This window comes from Sphingomonas sp., assembly GCF_965227385.1.
Taxonomy (GTDB): Bacteria; Pseudomonadota; Alphaproteobacteria; order Sphingomonadales; family Sphingomonadaceae; genus Sphingomonas.
On the sequence record NZ_OZ245750.1, the window covers coordinates 140,276 to 153,969 of the forward strand.

The 13,694-nt window shown below is 67.0% G+C and carries 16 protein-coding genes; 9 read left to right on the forward strand and 7 right to left on the reverse strand.

What is annotated here, in order from left to right; translation table 11 throughout:
- Positions 1–135: 135 nt before the first annotated feature.
- Complete coding sequence (locus ACO05N_RS00615) at positions 136–1,659, reverse strand: MFS transporter (RefSeq protein ID WP_422055269.1); 1,524 nt, start codon at positions 1,657–1,659, stop codon at positions 136–138.
- Between the two features lie 360 nt (positions 1,660–2,019).
- Between ACO05N_RS00615 and ACO05N_RS00620 the strand changes: the two genes are divergently transcribed.
- Together ACO05N_RS00620 and ACO05N_RS00625 are read left to right on the forward strand one after the other, a co-directional pair.
- A complete protein-coding gene (locus ACO05N_RS00620) occupies positions 2,020–3,237 on the forward strand; it encodes a TCR/Tet family MFS transporter (RefSeq protein ID WP_422055270.1) in 1,218 nt (405 codons plus the stop codon).
- A 48-nt stretch (positions 3,238–3,285) separates the two neighbouring features.
- Positions 3,286–3,990: a glutathione binding-like protein gene (locus ACO05N_RS00625; RefSeq protein WP_422055271.1), complete on the forward strand. Its 705-nt coding sequence runs from the start codon at positions 3,286–3,288 to the stop codon at positions 3,988–3,990.
- A gap of 76 nt (positions 3,991–4,066) precedes the next feature.
- Here ACO05N_RS00625 and ACO05N_RS00630 read toward each other — a convergent pair whose 3' ends face one another.
- The 4 genes from ACO05N_RS00630 to ACO05N_RS00645 are packed head-to-tail and all read right to left on the reverse strand — an operon-like array spanning position 4,067 to position 5,865.
- Positions 4,067–4,324 carry a hypothetical protein gene (locus ACO05N_RS00630; protein ID WP_422055272.1) on the reverse strand — a complete coding sequence of 86 codons (258 nt, stop codon included), beginning with the start codon at positions 4,322–4,324 and terminating at the stop codon, positions 4,067–4,069.
- Positions 4,314–4,463 carry a DUF2256 domain-containing protein gene (locus ACO05N_RS00635; protein WP_422055273.1) on the reverse strand — a complete coding sequence of 50 codons (150 nt, stop codon included), beginning with the start codon at positions 4,461–4,463 and terminating at the stop codon, positions 4,314–4,316. The genes ACO05N_RS00630 and ACO05N_RS00635 overlap by 11 nt, the downstream gene beginning before the upstream one ends.
- A 2-nt stretch (positions 4,464–4,465) precedes the next feature.
- Complete coding sequence (locus ACO05N_RS00640; RefSeq protein ID WP_422055274.1) at positions 4,466–5,254, reverse strand: SDR family NAD(P)-dependent oxidoreductase; 789 nt, start codon at positions 5,252–5,254, stop codon at positions 4,466–4,468.
- Positions 5,251–5,865 carry a glutathione S-transferase family protein gene (locus ACO05N_RS00645; protein WP_422055275.1) on the reverse strand — a complete coding sequence of 205 codons (615 nt, stop codon included), beginning with the start codon at positions 5,863–5,865 and terminating at the stop codon, positions 5,251–5,253. Before ACO05N_RS00645 ends, ACO05N_RS00640 begins: the two co-directional genes overlap by 4 nt.
- 86 nt (positions 5,866–5,951) lie before the next feature.
- On the opposite strand from ACO05N_RS00645, the gene ACO05N_RS00650 reads away from it, so the two are divergent.
- The 7 genes from ACO05N_RS00650 to ACO05N_RS00680 all read left to right on the forward strand — a co-directional run bounded on the left by ACO05N_RS00650 (position 5,952) and on the right by ACO05N_RS00680 (position 12,544).
- Positions 5,952–7,493, forward strand: a complete 1,542-nt coding sequence (locus ACO05N_RS00650; RefSeq protein ID WP_422055276.1) for a class I adenylate-forming enzyme family protein — start codon at positions 5,952–5,954, stop codon at positions 7,491–7,493.
- The gene (locus tag ACO05N_RS00655) at positions 7,490–8,260 is read left to right on the forward strand and encodes a thioesterase family protein (RefSeq protein ID WP_422055277.1); all 771 of its coding nucleotides are present in this window, start codon (positions 7,490–7,492) and stop codon (positions 8,258–8,260) included. Before ACO05N_RS00650 ends, ACO05N_RS00655 begins: the two co-directional genes overlap by 4 nt.
- Before the next feature lie 107 nt (positions 8,261–8,367).
- Entirely contained in the window at positions 8,368–9,090 is a 723-nt protein-coding gene (locus ACO05N_RS00660; RefSeq protein ID WP_422055278.1) for a hypothetical protein, read from the forward strand.
- 83 nt (positions 9,091–9,173) lie between these two features.
- On the forward strand, positions 9,174–9,896 hold the full coding sequence (locus ACO05N_RS00665; RefSeq protein WP_422055279.1) for a response regulator: 723 nt from the start codon (positions 9,174–9,176) through the stop codon (positions 9,894–9,896).
- Complete coding sequence (locus ACO05N_RS00670; RefSeq protein ID WP_422055280.1) at positions 9,893–11,245, forward strand: sensor histidine kinase; 1,353 nt, start codon at positions 9,893–9,895, stop codon at positions 11,243–11,245. The genes ACO05N_RS00665 and ACO05N_RS00670 overlap by 4 nt, the downstream gene beginning before the upstream one ends.
- 31 nt (positions 11,246–11,276) lie before the next feature.
- Positions 11,277–11,921, forward strand: coding sequence for a hypothetical protein (locus tag ACO05N_RS00675; protein ID WP_422055281.1), 645 nt, complete (start codon positions 11,277–11,279; stop codon positions 11,919–11,921).
- 77 nt (positions 11,922–11,998) lie between these two features.
- Positions 11,999–12,544: a hypothetical protein gene (locus ACO05N_RS00680; protein ID WP_422055282.1), complete on the forward strand. Its 546-nt coding sequence runs from the start codon at positions 11,999–12,001 to the stop codon at positions 12,542–12,544.
- 58 nt (positions 12,545–12,602) lie between these two features.
- Here the strand turns inward: ACO05N_RS00680 and ndk are convergent, their stop codons facing one another.
- Complete coding sequence (ndk, locus tag ACO05N_RS00685; protein ID WP_257845413.1) at positions 12,603–13,025, reverse strand: nucleoside-diphosphate kinase; 423 nt, start codon at positions 13,023–13,025, stop codon at positions 12,603–12,605.
- 227 nt (positions 13,026–13,252) lie between these two features.
- Positions 13,253–13,693, reverse strand: coding sequence for a DNA polymerase III subunit chi (locus ACO05N_RS00690; RefSeq protein WP_422055283.1), 441 nt, complete (start codon positions 13,691–13,693; stop codon positions 13,253–13,255).
- Position 13,694 lies beyond the last annotated feature (1 nt).

A 13,694-nucleotide genomic window follows, 5' to 3' on the forward strand; every position in this document is an offset into this window, starting at 1 on the left:
AATTTCCTCGACATGTTCGCTTTCGACCATTTCCAGCCTCTTGGCTTTGGGCCGTTTGCATGCACCGTCAAAGCGACTCCCACGACATTCAATTTGAATTTGCGGTATGGCTTGATGCCCGTCAATACCCCGTAATTACCGCACGGGGCCGAGCAGGGCGGAATTGTCCATCTCGAGCGACCGCGCCTCGGCCTCGCGAGCACGCAGGGCGGCGACATTGGCTTCGTGCTTGGCGCGGGTGATCGGGTAGAAGAGCAGGATCAGCGCACCGAGCGTCCACAGCCCGATCGAGCAGGGGATATAGTGGATGACGAGGCTGCGGACCGCCTCCTCGCTCACCTGCCCCGGCGCGGGCTTGGCGGGGAAATCCGACCAGACCAGCAGCCGGCCGGCGAGGAAGATGCCGATCGCGGTCGAGCATTGCTGCATGAAGCTGGACGCGGCGAAGAAGATCCCCGCCTCGTGCCGGCCGGTCGTCACGGCGCTGTCCTCGACCACGTCGGCAAGCATCGAGCTGGTGTTGATCAGCGAGATGGCGACCATCGCGCCATAGAGCGCCCCGATCGCGAACAGGGTCGGCACCAGCAGCGCGTCGCCGGGCACGAAGAACCAGCCGAAATAGGACAGCAGCAGCGGCGACAGGCCGATCGCGACGCCGACCACGGCGAACAGCATCGAACTCGCCCGCTTGCCGATCCAGGCCGACATGACCGGGGCGAGCGGCGCGGCGATGGTCGCGGCGACCAGGCTGTCGATGGTCAGGATAGCGAGCTGGGTCGCGTTGAGTTCGAACAGATAGGTGCCGAAGAACAAATTGGTCGCGCTGTAGAGGCCGATCGCGGAATATTTGAGCACGCCGAACCCGAAAATCGACAGAAACGCGCGGTTGCGCAGTGCACTCCCCATTTCGCGCAGATGGCCGAGCAGCGGGGTGCGCTCGACCCGGACCTCGGCCTGGCGCAGATAGGGGATGCGGTTGTGCGTGCCGATGCCGCAGATCAGGATCACGACCAGGATGGTCAGGGCGCCGGCAATGGCAAAGCCGGGATAGCCATCGGGATTGAGCTGGCCGCGCGGATATTCCGGGGTCGCGGCAAAGAAGGTCAGCAGGCAGAGCGTGGTGAAGCCATAGGTGCCGGCATAGCCGAACCACCAGCGCAGCGAGAACAGACGCGTCCGCTCGCGATAATCATCGGTCATCTCGGGCGTCATTGCCGAGGTCGCGATCTCGAACGCGCTGATCGATACGCGGGTGAGCGACGCGGTGACGAAGATCCAGACGCCCATCTGCAGATCGCTCATCCCCGCGGGCGGGAACCAGGCGAGCAGGAAGAACAGGGCGGTCGGGAGCGCGGCGCCGTAGATGAACGGGTGGCGGCGGCCCCAGCGGCTGCGCGTCAGGTCGGACCAGCGCCCGATCAGCGGATCCGCGACGGCATCGACCAGCAAGGTCAGCGCGACCGCGGCGGAGACGATCCCGGCCGGCACCCCGATGATCTGGCTGTAGAAAAACAGCAGATAGGTGGTGAAAGCGGCGTTCTTGATCCCGTTGGCGATCGCGCCAGTGCCATAGCTGACCCGGGTGCGCAGCGTGATCGGCGGGGTCCCAGACACGCGCGCCCGTTCGACCGGCACGGTTCCACCAAGCGTCGTCGCCATCTCATCCCTCCTACACCGTCTGCTGCGGCTGTTTAGAAGGTGCGGTATGGATGACGCTACGTCAAGCGGTTGTGGGAGAATGGCGAATGAGGTGAGCATGTCGCGGAACTTCGCGTCATTCGTCGCACGGCCCGGAGGACATTTGCACAGCGCGAACGATGCAAACGGCACGCGGTCGGCGCAGCGAGCGCCGCTTGCCCCTTGTTATCGCCCAAGGCTTGACCGGGGCTGAGCTGCCTTCTCCTTGCCCCGGAAGAAGCCCTGCCCCGGGTCAAGCCCGGGGCGACGATCGGGTTTGGTGGTTGCGCTTTCGTCTGACCCTGATCGGTCCTAAAAGCGGGTCGAACGGGGGACAGGGGCATGAAGTTCGGACATCGCGCGGTTCCGATCGCGCTGGCGGCGGTGCTGATCGATGCGATCGGGTTCGGAATCGTGATTCCCGTGCTGCCGACGCTGATCGTCGAGCTGAGCGGGGCGACGCTGACCGATGCGACGCGGATCGGCGGGGCGCTGGCGATCGTGTTCGCGCTGGCGCATTTCTTTGCCGCGCCGATCCTGGGCAATCTGGGCGACCGTTTTGGGCGGCGGCCGGTGATCCTGGCGGCGATGCTGATCTTTGCCGTCGATTATGCGCTGATGGCGTTTGCGCCGACGATCGCGTGGCTGTTCGCCGGGCGGCTGGTCGCGGGGATTGCGGGCGCAGTCTATGGCCCGGCCAATGCGATTCTGGCGGACGTGACCCCGCCCGAGAAGCGCGGCGCGACATTCGGCCTGATGGGCGCGGCGTTCGGGATCGGGTTCGTCGTCGGCCCGGCGATTGGCGGGCTGCTCGCCGATTTCGGGCCGCGCACGCCGTTCATGGTCGCGGCCGCACTGGCGGCGATCAACGCGACCTGGATCTTCTTCATCCTGCCCGAGACACTCGCGCCCGAGAACCGGCGCCAGTTCGACTGGAAGCGCGCCAATCCGCTCGGCACCTTTCGCCCGTTGTTCGCGATGACGGGGGCGCTGCCGCTGCTCGCCGTCGCGTTCATCTGGCAGCTGGCGCATCAGGTGTACCCCGCGACCTGGGCCTTTTATGCCGAGCTAGCGCATGGCTGGGACAGCCGTGCGATCGGCTGGTCGCTGGCGGCGTCGGGCACGGCGATGGCGCTGACGCAGATTTTCGTGACCGGGCGCGCAATCGCCGCGCTGGGCGAGGCCAAGACGCTGATGATCGGCCTGATCGTCGGCACGCTTGCCTACACCGCCTATGGCTTCGCGACGGCGGGGTGGCAGGTCTATGTGATCCTGATGTTCGGGGCGTTGCAGATGCTCGCCTACCCCGCGCTCAACGCGATGCTGAGCCGGCGGGTCGACGCCGCCAATCAGGGCGCGTTGCAGGGCGGGATGGCGAGTATCGCCAGCATCGCCGCGATCCTGGGGCCGCTGAGCCTGACCCAGACTTTGGCCTATGGCGCCGAGCATGGCTTTCCGGGCGCGGCGTTCGCGCTGGCGGCGGTACTGACGACGGTCGCGGCGGGGATCGTGCTGGTCTTCGTCCTGCGGCGACCCCACGCTGCGGAGCCGGTTGCTTAAGCGACGCGCCACCCCATTTGTGGGGCTTCACGCTGGAGACCCGCGCCCATGATCGACCTGCATTACTGGCCCACGCCGAACGGCCACAAGATCACGCTGTTCCTGGAGGAGGCCGGCCTCCCCTATTCCATCGTGCCGGTGAACATCGGGCAGGGCGAGCAGTTCAAGCCCGATTTCCTTAAGATCGCCCCCAACAACCGCATGCCGGCGATCATCGACCATGATCCGGTGGATGGCGGCGAAGCGATCAGCGTGTTCGAGAGCGGGGCGATCCTGCTGTACCTAGCCAACAAGACCGAGCATTTCTTTGGCCCCGAGCAGCGCGACAAGATCGTGCAGATGCAGTGGCTGATGTGGCAGATGGGTGGCCTTGGCCCGATGGCGGGGCAGAACCACCATTTCAACCGCTACGCGCCCGAGCAGATTCCCTACGCGCAGAAGCGCTATATCGACGAGACCAACCGGCTGTACGGCGTGCTCGACCGGCAGTTGGCCGGCAAGCCCTTCGTCGGGGGCGAAGATTATTCGATCGCCGACATGGCGATCTATCCATGGATCGTGCCTTATGAAGCGCAGAGCCAGAATCTCGATGATTTCCCGCATGTGAAGCGCTGGTTCGAGGCGGTCGCCGCGCGCCCGGCAACGGTGCGCGCCTATGCCAAGGGCGAGGAACTGCGGTCGGGAAATCCGGTGATGACGGACGAGCAGAAGAAAATCCTGTTCGGCCAGACTGCGGCGGTGACGAAGGGGTAGTTCGGCTCCCGCTTGTCTTATTTAGCCCGCCCGCTTGTGGGAGCGGGCTAAATAAGGGGAACGCCTGTTCAGTCGATCACAGGCCGGCCTTTTCGATCGCGATGGCGAGTTCATTGGCGGCGGACACATCGTCGGCGGGCCGCAGCCGGTTGAGCGCGGTCTGCACACGGGTCTGCGCGACCTGCAGCGTCTTGTAGCGCGTCTCACGCGCCAGATTGGTGCGCCAGGACGGGCTTTGCCCCAGCAGCGGCAACCATTTGGCTTCTTCGGTTGCGAGAATCTCGAGAGCGAGGCGCAGGCCGTCGCGTCTGCCCCGGTCGTAATCATCCGCCATTCGCTGCCCCTTTCGTGCGGCACCGGTCGGAACAGAACTTCACTTGTTCCCAGTCCCGTTCCCATTTCTTGCGCCAGGCGAACGGGCGGGCACAGGCGACGCAGATCTTGGTCGGCAGGTTCAGTTTCTTGTGGGCCACCTTTACCCTTTACCCGGCCTGCGCGATAATCCCACATCAAGATGCGCACCGGCGTCGAGCAGCACGACCTCTCCGGTAATCACGCGGCTGGCGGGGTCGAGAAGGTTGACGATGGGCCCGGCGATATCCTCGGCATGGGCCGCCATCGCCATCGGGGTCTGGCTGGCGATGAAGGCTTCGAACTTGTCGAACGCTTCGGGCGTCATCCGTTCGCTGAACCAGCCGGTGCCGACATAGCCCGGCGCGACGGCGTTGACGCGGATGGCGGGGGCGAGGACGCGGGCGAGGCTCTTGGTCATCGTCGCCAGCGCGCCCTTCGACGCGGCATATGCGACCGAGGAGCCGTTGCCGAACACCCCGGCGACCGAGGCAATGTTGACGACCGCGCTTGCTGGCCCCGCGCGCATGGCCGGGGCGCAGGCGCGGATCATCTGGAACGGGGCGACGGTGTTGAGCCGGTAGATGTCGAGGAAATCGTCGGCGGTCAGCGCCTCCAGATCCTCGTGATTGGCGAATTTGGTCTTGCCGGCATTGTTGACGAGCAGGTCGACGCGGCCGAACGCCTCCGTCGCTGCAGCGGCGAGCGCGCGGCACTGGGCGTCGTCGGCGATGTCGGCCTGAACCGCGATCGATCCGTTGCCGAGTTCCGCCGCCAGCGCCTCGGCCGCGTCGCGGCTGTTGGCATAGTTGATGACGCAGCGCACCCCGCGCTCTGCGAGCCGCCGGACCACCGCTGCGCCGATGCCGGTGCCGCCGCCGGTGACGATCGCGGCCATGCCCTCCATGGTCATGCCGCAGCGCTCGGGCGCGCGGTGACGCGGCGGTGCCAGTCGTTCAGGCGGACACGCTCCTCTGCGATCGTCAGGCCGATGAAGGTGCCGAAGTCGATCGTGGTGAGCAGCAGGATGTCGGCCATCGTGTAGCGCTCGCCTGCGACGTACGGGGCTTCGCCGAGCGCCTGGTCGAACAGCGCATGGGCGCGGTCGACGAGCGTGCGGTTGCTCTCGCCGAACTCCTTATACTGGTGCGGCACGACGCGCGCGGTGAAGGGGTGGGTGTGGATCCAGATCATGCCGGTCGGCACCATCAGGCGCAGTTCGACGCGGCGGCTCCACATTTCGACCTGGGCGATTTCGGTCGGGGTGCTACCGAACAAGGGCGGCTCCGGGTGCAGCGCTTCGAGATAGCGGCAGATCGCAACGCTTTCGGAGAGGCAAATTCCGTCGTCAGTTTGCAACGCCGGGGTCTGGCCGAGCGGGTTGATCGCCTTGAACTCCTCGCTCTTGTGCTCGCCCTTCATGATCGACACATCCTGGGTCGGAAGGGTGATCCCCTTTTCCGCCGCGAAGATGCGGACGCGGCGGGGATTGGGGGCGGGCATCGCCGAATCGTAGAACAGCATCGACCTCTCCTCGTCATTTTTCGAAGATCGCGTATGGCAGCCAATGGCGGTTTCGCATAGCAGTTGATACGAATCGAGGAGTGGGGATGCAGACAGCGACGGAAATCCTGACCCAGCCATTCGGCACCATCCCCGCGCTGATCGCCGCCCATGCGCGCGAGCGTGGCGACAAGCTGGCGGTGGTGCATGGCGACGATGCGCTCACCTATGCGCAGCTCGATGCGCGGATGGACGCGATCGCGGCGGCGTTGCAGCGCGACGGGCTGGCGCGCGGGCAGGCGGTGGCGATCGTCGGGGCGATGGGCGTCGATTATGCCGCGATCTTTCTAGGCGCGATCCGGGCAGGCGGGGCTCCGGCGCCGATCGCGCCCTCCTCCACCGGCGAGCAGATGGCGGCGATGATCGCGGACAGTGGTGCGGGGGTCGTGTTCCTCGACGCCGATGCCGCCGCGACATTGGGCGACCGCACGGTGGCGGCGCGGCGGGTGGCGCTGGATGGCACCGATGCGGGCGCGGCGCTGGAGGACTGGCTGGCGGGTGCGCGTGCGCCCTCCCCCGTCGAACTGCGGCCCGAGGACCCGTTCAACATCATCTATTCGAGCGGGACGACCGGCACGCCCAAGGGGATCGTGCAGCCGCATGCGATGCGCTGGGCGCATGTCGCGCGCGGCGATGCGGCGGGCTTTGCCGATGCGGTGACGATGATCGCGACACCGCTCTATTCGAACACGACGTTGGTCAGCTTCATCCCGACGCTCGCCTGGGGCGGGACCGCGGTGCTGCTCGGCAAGTTCGATGCGCGCGGGTTTTTGGAGGCGGCGGAGCGGCATCGCGGGACGCATGCGATGCTGGTGCCGGTGCAATATCAGCGGATCATGGCGCTGCCCGATTTCGATAGCTTCGACCTGTCGAGTTTTCGGTTGAAGACATGTACCAGCGCGCCCTTCTCCGCCGCGCTCAAGGCCGATGTGGTTGCGCGCTGGCCCGGGCTGCTGGTCGAATATTATGGGATGACCGAGGGGGGCGGCACCTGCATCCTCAATGCGACCGCGCATCCCGACAAGCTGCACACGGTCGGGCAGCCCGCGCCGGGGCACGACATCCGCCTGATCGACGAGGATGGCCGCGAGGTCGCTCAGGGCGAGATGGGCGAGGTGGTCGGGCGCAGCGGGGCGATGATGTCGGGCTATCACGGGCGCAAACAGGCGACGTCGGACGCGGAGTGGTATTGTCCGCAGGGCAATCGCTTCATCCGCCATGGCGATGTCGGGCGGTTCGACGAAGACGGCTTCCTGATCCTGATGGATCGCAAGAAGGACCTGATCATCTCCGGCGGGTTCAACATCTACCCCAGCGATCTGGAGGCGGAGTTGCGCCAGCATCCCGGCGTGCGCGATTGCGCGGTGGTGGGCGTGCCGTCGGAGCATTGGGGGGAGACGCCGGTCGGCTTCTACGTCCCCGCCGATGCGACCCCGGCGGGCGAGATTTTGGCGGCGGTCAATGCTGGCCTGGGCAAGACTCAGCGCTTGTCCGACCTGATCGCGATCAACGAATTGCCGCGCAGCGCGATCGGCAAGGTGCTGAAGCGCGAATTGCGCGACCTCTATCAGGAGAAGAGCCCGGCATGACTTCGCTTATCGACCTGCTGGCATCGGCGCAGCGCACCGAGACGGGCTTTAAGACCGAGATTCCGGCGAACTGGCTACAGGGGCGCACCGCTTATGGCGGGCTGTCCTCGGCGCTGGCGCTGGCGGCGGCGAAGCAGGTCGAGGCGGATTTGCCGCCGCTGCGATCGGCGCAGGTGGCGTTTGTCGGGCCGCTCGCCGGGCCGGTGGCGGTGACTGCGACCAAGCTGCGGCGCGGGCGCAATGCGGCGTTTATCCAGGCGGATATCGTGAGTGAGGCGGGGCTGGGGCTGCGCACCAATTTCGTGTTCATGAGCCGGCTGGAGTCGGCGATCGACCATGACGGGACCGCGCGAGCGGAACATGCGCCGCCGCCTGCGGATGCCGCGCTGTACACCGGACCGAAGGAGTTCTTCACCGGCAATTTCAACTTCTTCGACCTGAAGGCGGAGGCTGGGCCGACCGAGTGGCTGCGCTGGGGCCGACTGATCGACCGGGCGGGATTGGACCCGGAGGTCGAGCTGCTGGCGCTGGGCGACGCGCTGCCGCCGGCGGCGTTCAAGCTGTTCGAGAAGATGACGCCGCTGTCTTCGCTGACCTGGCAGGTCAATGTCCTGCAGCCTGCGCCGGTCACGACCGATGGCTGGTGGCTGCTGGAAGCCGAGACCGACAGCGCGCGCGGCGGCTATTCGAGCCAGACGATGCGGATGTGGTCGGCGGACGGGACGCTGGTGGCCGAGGGGATGCAGGGCGTGGCCATTTTCGGGTAACCCGACACAATTTGCGACAATCTCCTGTCGCGCTGACAAACGCGTGCGACAGGCGGGGTTCAGAAGGGCATCACTGCGGCGCCCCCTGCCGCGTGACAGGAGCCCGTATGAAGAAACTTCTCACCACGGCGGCGATCGGCGCGATGCTCGCCGCTGGCACCGCAATCGCAATGCAGAGCGAAGCCCCGGCCGCGCCCAAGCAACCGATTTCCAAGGCCGAAATGCTGGCGCGCGCCGATGCGCGGTTCGACCGGATGGACACCAACAAGGATGGCCAGCTGAGCGCCGACGAGCGCAAGGCGGGTGCCGAGGCCGCACGCGCCGCGATGGCCGAGAAGAAGGGCGGCGAACTTCAGGACTTCATGCGCGGCGGCCGGCGCGGTGGTGGCGGCATGGGCGAGCGGATGCTTGCGCGCGTCGACACCAATGGCGACGGCCTGATCAGCAAGGCGGAGAACCGCGCGATGGTCGAGGCGCGCTTTGCCCGGATGGATGCCGACAAGGACGGCACGGTCGAGGCGGGTGAAGGCCGCAAGGGCTGGGGCAAGCGCGGCGAAGGCCGTGGCGGCAAGGCCAAGGGCATGCACGGCGGTCGCGCTGGCGGCGCAGGCATGATGATGGCCGACACCAACAAGGACGGCGCGATCAGCAAGGCCGAGTTCGACGCGATGTCGGCACAGCGCTTCGCCAAGCTCGACACCAATAGCGACGGCAAAATCGACGCGGCCGAAATGCAGGCGCAGCGCGAGAAGGCACGCGACAAGGTGAAGAAGATGCGCGAGCGCCGCGGAAACACACCGCCGCCCCCGCCCTCCCCCCAGGGCGCGTGACGGCGATGCCGGGCGGGATCAGCGACCTCCTCCGCGCCCGCCCGGCACTTCCCGAGCGGACGGAATCTGCTAACTCCAACGAGATGACCAATGAGACCCCGCATTTGCTGCTCGTCGATGACGAGCGTTCGATCCGCGAGCCGCTGGCGCAATATCTGACCAAGCAGGGGTTTCGCGTGACGCAGGTGGCCGATGCGGAAGCCGCGCGGACGCGGCTCTCGGCCTACGCGATCGATCTGGTCGTGCTCGACATCATGATGCCGGGCGAGGATGGGTTGAGCCTGTGCCGCCATATCCGCGCGACCAGCGAAGTGCCGGTGATCCTGCTGACCGCCAGGAGCGAGGAAACCGACCGCATCGTCGGCCTTGAAATGGGCGCGGACGATTATGTGGTGAAGCCCTTTTCCCCGCGCGAATTGGCGGCCCGCATCAAGGTGGTGCTGCGCCGGATGCAGGCGGGTGGAACGCGCCTCGCCGCGCCGGAGACGGGCAGCTATGCCTTTTCCGGATGGGTGCTAAAGACCGGCGAGCGGGCATTGGTCGACCGCGAGGGCGTGTCGGTGCCGCTGTCGACCGGCGAGTATAACCTGCTGCTCGCGCTCGTCATGCGCCCGCGCGCGGTGCTGACGCGCGACCAGCTGCTCGACCTGACCCAGGGGCGCGAGGCGGCGGCGTTCGACCGCGCGATCGACAATCAGGTGAGCCGGCTGCGCAAGAAGATCGAACCGGATGCCAGGAACCCGACGCTGATCAAGACGGTGTGGGGTGGCGGCTACACGCTGGCGAGCGACGTTACCAAGCTGTGAGACGGTTCGTCCCCAGCAGCTTGACCGGGCAGATCGCGCTGCTGGTCGCGCTGGCGCTGTTCGTGGCGCAGGCGATCAACTTCGCGCTGATCCTGCGCGAGCGGCGTTCGCTGCGCTTCGAACAGGTGACGGCGCCGGCGATCACTCGCGTGGTCGATGCCGCCGAGCGCATCCGCGACGGGCGATTCCGCGAGCCCCCGGAGCAGCGCAGGGCGCGGCTGCGGCTGGAGCCGACCAATCCCATTCCTGCAGGGCTGCGGAGCAAGCCTGAGGTCGAGGAGGGCATCCGCGCCTCGCTCGCCGAGGCCGGGATCCCGGTGGGGCGCATCGTCACGGGCGTTCGCAAATTGTCGCCGACCGATCCGCGCTTTGCCCGGATGAACGCGCTGCGGGCCGAACGCATGAAGCGGCTGGGCGGCGAGCTGATGGTCGCGGTCGAGCTGCCCGGCAAGGGCTGGCTGGTGCTCACCTCGGCCTGGCCGCGCAGCGATGGCGACATCATCTGGCGGCTGATCCTGCAGACGCTGATCATCTATGGCCTTGTACTCGTTCCGGTGCTGTGGGTTGGCGCGCGGGTAAACCGGCCGTTGCGCTCGCTCGCTGATGCGGCGCGCGGGTTCAGCCCCGGTGCCGCGCCCGAGCCGATCGAGGAACGCGGGCCGGGTGACGTGCGCGCGGTGATCGCCGCGCATAATCTGATGCGCAGCCGCGTGACCGCGATGCTGGACGAGAAGGACCAGATGCTCGGCGCGATCGGGCACGACCTGCGCACACCGCTCGCCGCGCTGCGCGTGCGGATCGAATCGGTCGAGGATGACGAGGACCGTGCGCGCATGGCCGACACGATCGACGAGATGAACCGCACGCTCGACGACATATTGTCGCTGGCACGGCTGGGCCGACCGAGCGAGCCGCCGACCGAGACCGATTTGTCGGCGCTGATCGACGCAGTGGTCGATGACTTCCGTGATCTGGGCGCGGCGGTGGAGTATGAGAATGGCCATCGCCTGATCCGCCGCATCCGCCCGTCCCTGATGCGCCGCGCGCTGCGCAACCTGATCGAGAACGCGATCAAATATGCGGGCGCCGCCGAGGTGAAATTGGGCCATGACACAGGCGGCGTGCGGATCGAGGTGGCCGATCGCGGCCCCGGCATTCCGGCGGAGCAGATCGCGGCGGTGTTCGATCCCTTCACCCGGCTCGACCCCTCGCGCAACCGCACCACGGGTGGGGTGGGCCTCGGCCTGACGCTGGCGCGCGCGATCGTGCGCGAGGCGGGGGGCGACATCACGCTGGCGAACCGCGACGGTGGCGGGCTGTGCGCGACGATCACGCTGCCGGGGCGGTGACGCCGCTGGATCGACAGGATAAGACCACGGCATGACCGAGACGCCACCCGACCCACATGAGGACCAGGCCGAGAAAGCCGAGAAACAGGCGGTGCGCCGCCGCTGGCTGACGATCGGTGAACTGGTTGCGGTGGCCGGCGTGGTGATCGCGGGGCTGACATTCTGGAACGGCTGGTCCGAACGCCGCGATGCCGCCGCGACGCGCGCTGCCGAACAGGCGGCGGCGCAGGCAGAGGCCGAGGCGACCCGCCGTCGGGTCGGGCTGATCGCGACCGATGCCGGCGGCGATACGCTGGCGTTCAAGGGGGTCGAATGCGCGCTGCAGGCGACCGACATCCGCTTTCCGCCTTCGCTGGGGGTCGAACCCCAGTTTACCGTGACGGTACATGCGTTTCAGGCCGACTGGATCGCCAGGCCCTTGCTGACGCTGACCGATGGCGGGCCGGATCGGCGCCGGGGTCGCCTGCCGGTCCTGATCGAAAGCCGCTGCGACGGCGCGGGCGGGCCGCGGCTGGAACGCGCGATTTACGATCTGGTGTGGGAGATCGAGCCCGGGCTGTTCGGGAGATCGCTGAAATTGCGCGGACTGATCCTGCGCGAGGACAAGCTGGGCACGAACGTCGATGCCCGGCTGAATGCGCTTTGGGACAAGCCGGCGGCACAGCCGGGCGGCTAGAGCGCGGAAGAGGATCGCGAACGTCGGATTGACAAGGTGCGCCCTGCGCCCGACGAACCGGGCCAAGGGGACATGATGTGAGCGGTTTCGAGTTCATCTTTTCGCTGTTCGGGCTGATCCTGGGCCTGGCGCTGGCGGAGGGGCTGGGTGGGTTGACGCGCGCGATCAAGGCGCGGGGGATCCGGACAATCGGCTGGTCGACCGGACTGCTCGGCCTGTTCGTGTCGTGCGACGTGGTGACATTCTGGATGTATGGCTGGGCAATGCGCGATCAGCTGCCGCTGAGCTGGCCGGTGATGTTCGGCGGGTTTCTGGTGACGGCGGTCTATTATGTCGCGGCGTCACTGGTCTTTCCCGACGCGGTCGACCGCGACAGCGACCTTGATGCGCATTTCGAGCGCAATTACCGCACGGTGATGGGCGCGCTGTTGTTCTGCAACGCGGTCCTGATCGGGCTGGTGTTCTGGCTGCTTTCCCCCGCGCTCGACCTGCGCAGCGCGATCCTGAGCCTGTCGTTCTTCCCGGTCAGCCTGATCGCGATTTTCGTGCGCAAGCGGCCGGTGGTGATCGCGTGCCTGATCTGGCTGATCGCGCTCTATCCATTGTCGGCGATCTGGCACTGACGCAAAACGGGCCGGGGTTGCCCCCGGCCCGCTTGGTCTGGTCCGATGATCGGCTCCATCAGCCGACGATTTCTTCCGGCTTGAAGAAATAGGCGATTTCGATCGCCGCGTTCTCGTCGCTGTCCGAACCATGGACGGTGTTGGCTTCGATCGACTCGGCCAGCTCGGCGCGGATCGTGCCCGGCTCGGCGTTCGCCGGGTTGGTCGCGCCCATGATGTCGCGGTTGCGCTGCATGGCGTTCTCGCCCTCGAGCACCTGCACGACGACCGGGCCGGAGATCATGAATTCGACCAGTTCACCGAAGAAGGGGCGCTCCTTGTGGACCGCGTAGAAGCCTTCGGCCTGCTCGCGGGTCATGTGGATGCGCTTGCTGGCGACGACGCGCAGGCCGGCTTCCTCAAGCATCTTGGTGACCGCGCCGGTCAGGTTGCGGCGGGTGGCATCGGGCTTGATGATCGAAAAGGTACGGGTCACGGCCATGGCCGAGCGGCTCCTGTCATATGGGGGATGGGATTGCGCGCGCCTCTAGTCGGGTGCGGGCGTGGTGGCAAGGGGGCGGGCGGCGATGAAATCCTCCCCAGCACCGGGAGATGGCAGCGCGCAGCGCTGACGGAGGGGGCCCTCCGCGAAACGAAGTCCTTGACCCGGGCCCACTCCACCACCGCTTCGCGGCGGTCCCTCTCTCCGTTCCGGGGAGGATTGAATGGTTACGCCGCCTGTGCCCAGCGGCCGGTTTCGTCCTGTTTCCAGTAGCGGCGCTCGACGCCATCGCGGTCGGCGAGGGTCTTCCACGCGATCCGCGCCGCCCCGATGCTGTCTTCACCGAAGAAGTGGAAGGCGCGGTCGAAGGTGAGCGCTTCGTCGCGCCATTCCCCGTCGATCAGCGCGACGTGGCGCGCGCCGTTGCCGGGCGCGACCGCTTCGCCGATCAGGACTGGCTGGCGGCTGTCGTCTCCTGCCCCGGCCTGGGCGTGGGGCAGGAAGCTGTCGGGGCGGAAGGTCCATAGCAGCTGGTCGATCCGGCGGCGCTGTTCGGCGTCGGCGGAGACGATCAGCAGACGCTGGCCGGTTTCCACCACCTTGGCCGCGATCTGCGGGAGCGCGCGCTCCAGCGGGGTCGCGGTGAGGTGGTAGAAATCGACCTGCATC

Bases quoted from the DNA above. Each gene is read 5' to 3' on its own strand.
- ACO05N_RS00655 (WP_422055277.1), top strand. From the start codon at position 7,490: ATGACTTCGCTTATCGACCTGCTGGCATCGGCGCAGCGCACCGAGACG.
- ndk (WP_257845413.1), bottom strand. From the start codon at position 13,025: ATGGCCGTGACCCGTACCTTTTCGATCATCAAGCCCGATGCCACCCGC.
- ACO05N_RS00625 (WP_422055271.1), top strand. From the start codon at position 3,286: ATGATCGACCTGCATTACTGGCCCACGCCGAACGGCCACAAGATCACG.
- ACO05N_RS00640 (WP_422055274.1), bottom strand. From the start codon at position 5,254: ATGACCATGGAGGGCATGGCCGCGATCGTCACCGGCGGCGGCACCGGC.
- ACO05N_RS00645 (WP_422055275.1), bottom strand. From the start codon at position 5,865: ATGCTGTTCTACGATTCGGCGATGCCCGCCCCCAATCCCCGCCGCGTC.
- ACO05N_RS00650 (WP_422055276.1), top strand. From the start codon at position 5,952: ATGCAGACAGCGACGGAAATCCTGACCCAGCCATTCGGCACCATCCCC.
- ACO05N_RS00615 (WP_422055269.1), bottom strand. From the start codon at position 1,659: ATGGCGACGACGCTTGGTGGAACCGTGCCGGTCGAACGGGCGCGCGTG.
- ACO05N_RS00620 (WP_422055270.1), top strand. From the start codon at position 2,020: ATGAAGTTCGGACATCGCGCGGTTCCGATCGCGCTGGCGGCGGTGCTG.
- ACO05N_RS00665 (WP_422055279.1), top strand. From the start codon at position 9,174: ATGACCAATGAGACCCCGCATTTGCTGCTCGTCGATGACGAGCGTTCG.
- ACO05N_RS00660 (WP_422055278.1), top strand. From the start codon at position 8,368: ATGAAGAAACTTCTCACCACGGCGGCGATCGGCGCGATGCTCGCCGCT.
- ACO05N_RS00690 (WP_422055283.1), bottom strand. From the start codon at position 13,693: ATGCAGGTCGATTTCTACCACCTCACCGCGACCCCGCTGGAGCGCGCG.
- ACO05N_RS00675 (WP_422055281.1), top strand. From the start codon at position 11,277: ATGACCGAGACGCCACCCGACCCACATGAGGACCAGGCCGAGAAAGCC.
- ACO05N_RS00630 (WP_422055272.1), bottom strand. From the start codon at position 4,324: ATGGCGGATGATTACGACCGGGGCAGACGCGACGGCCTGCGCCTCGCT.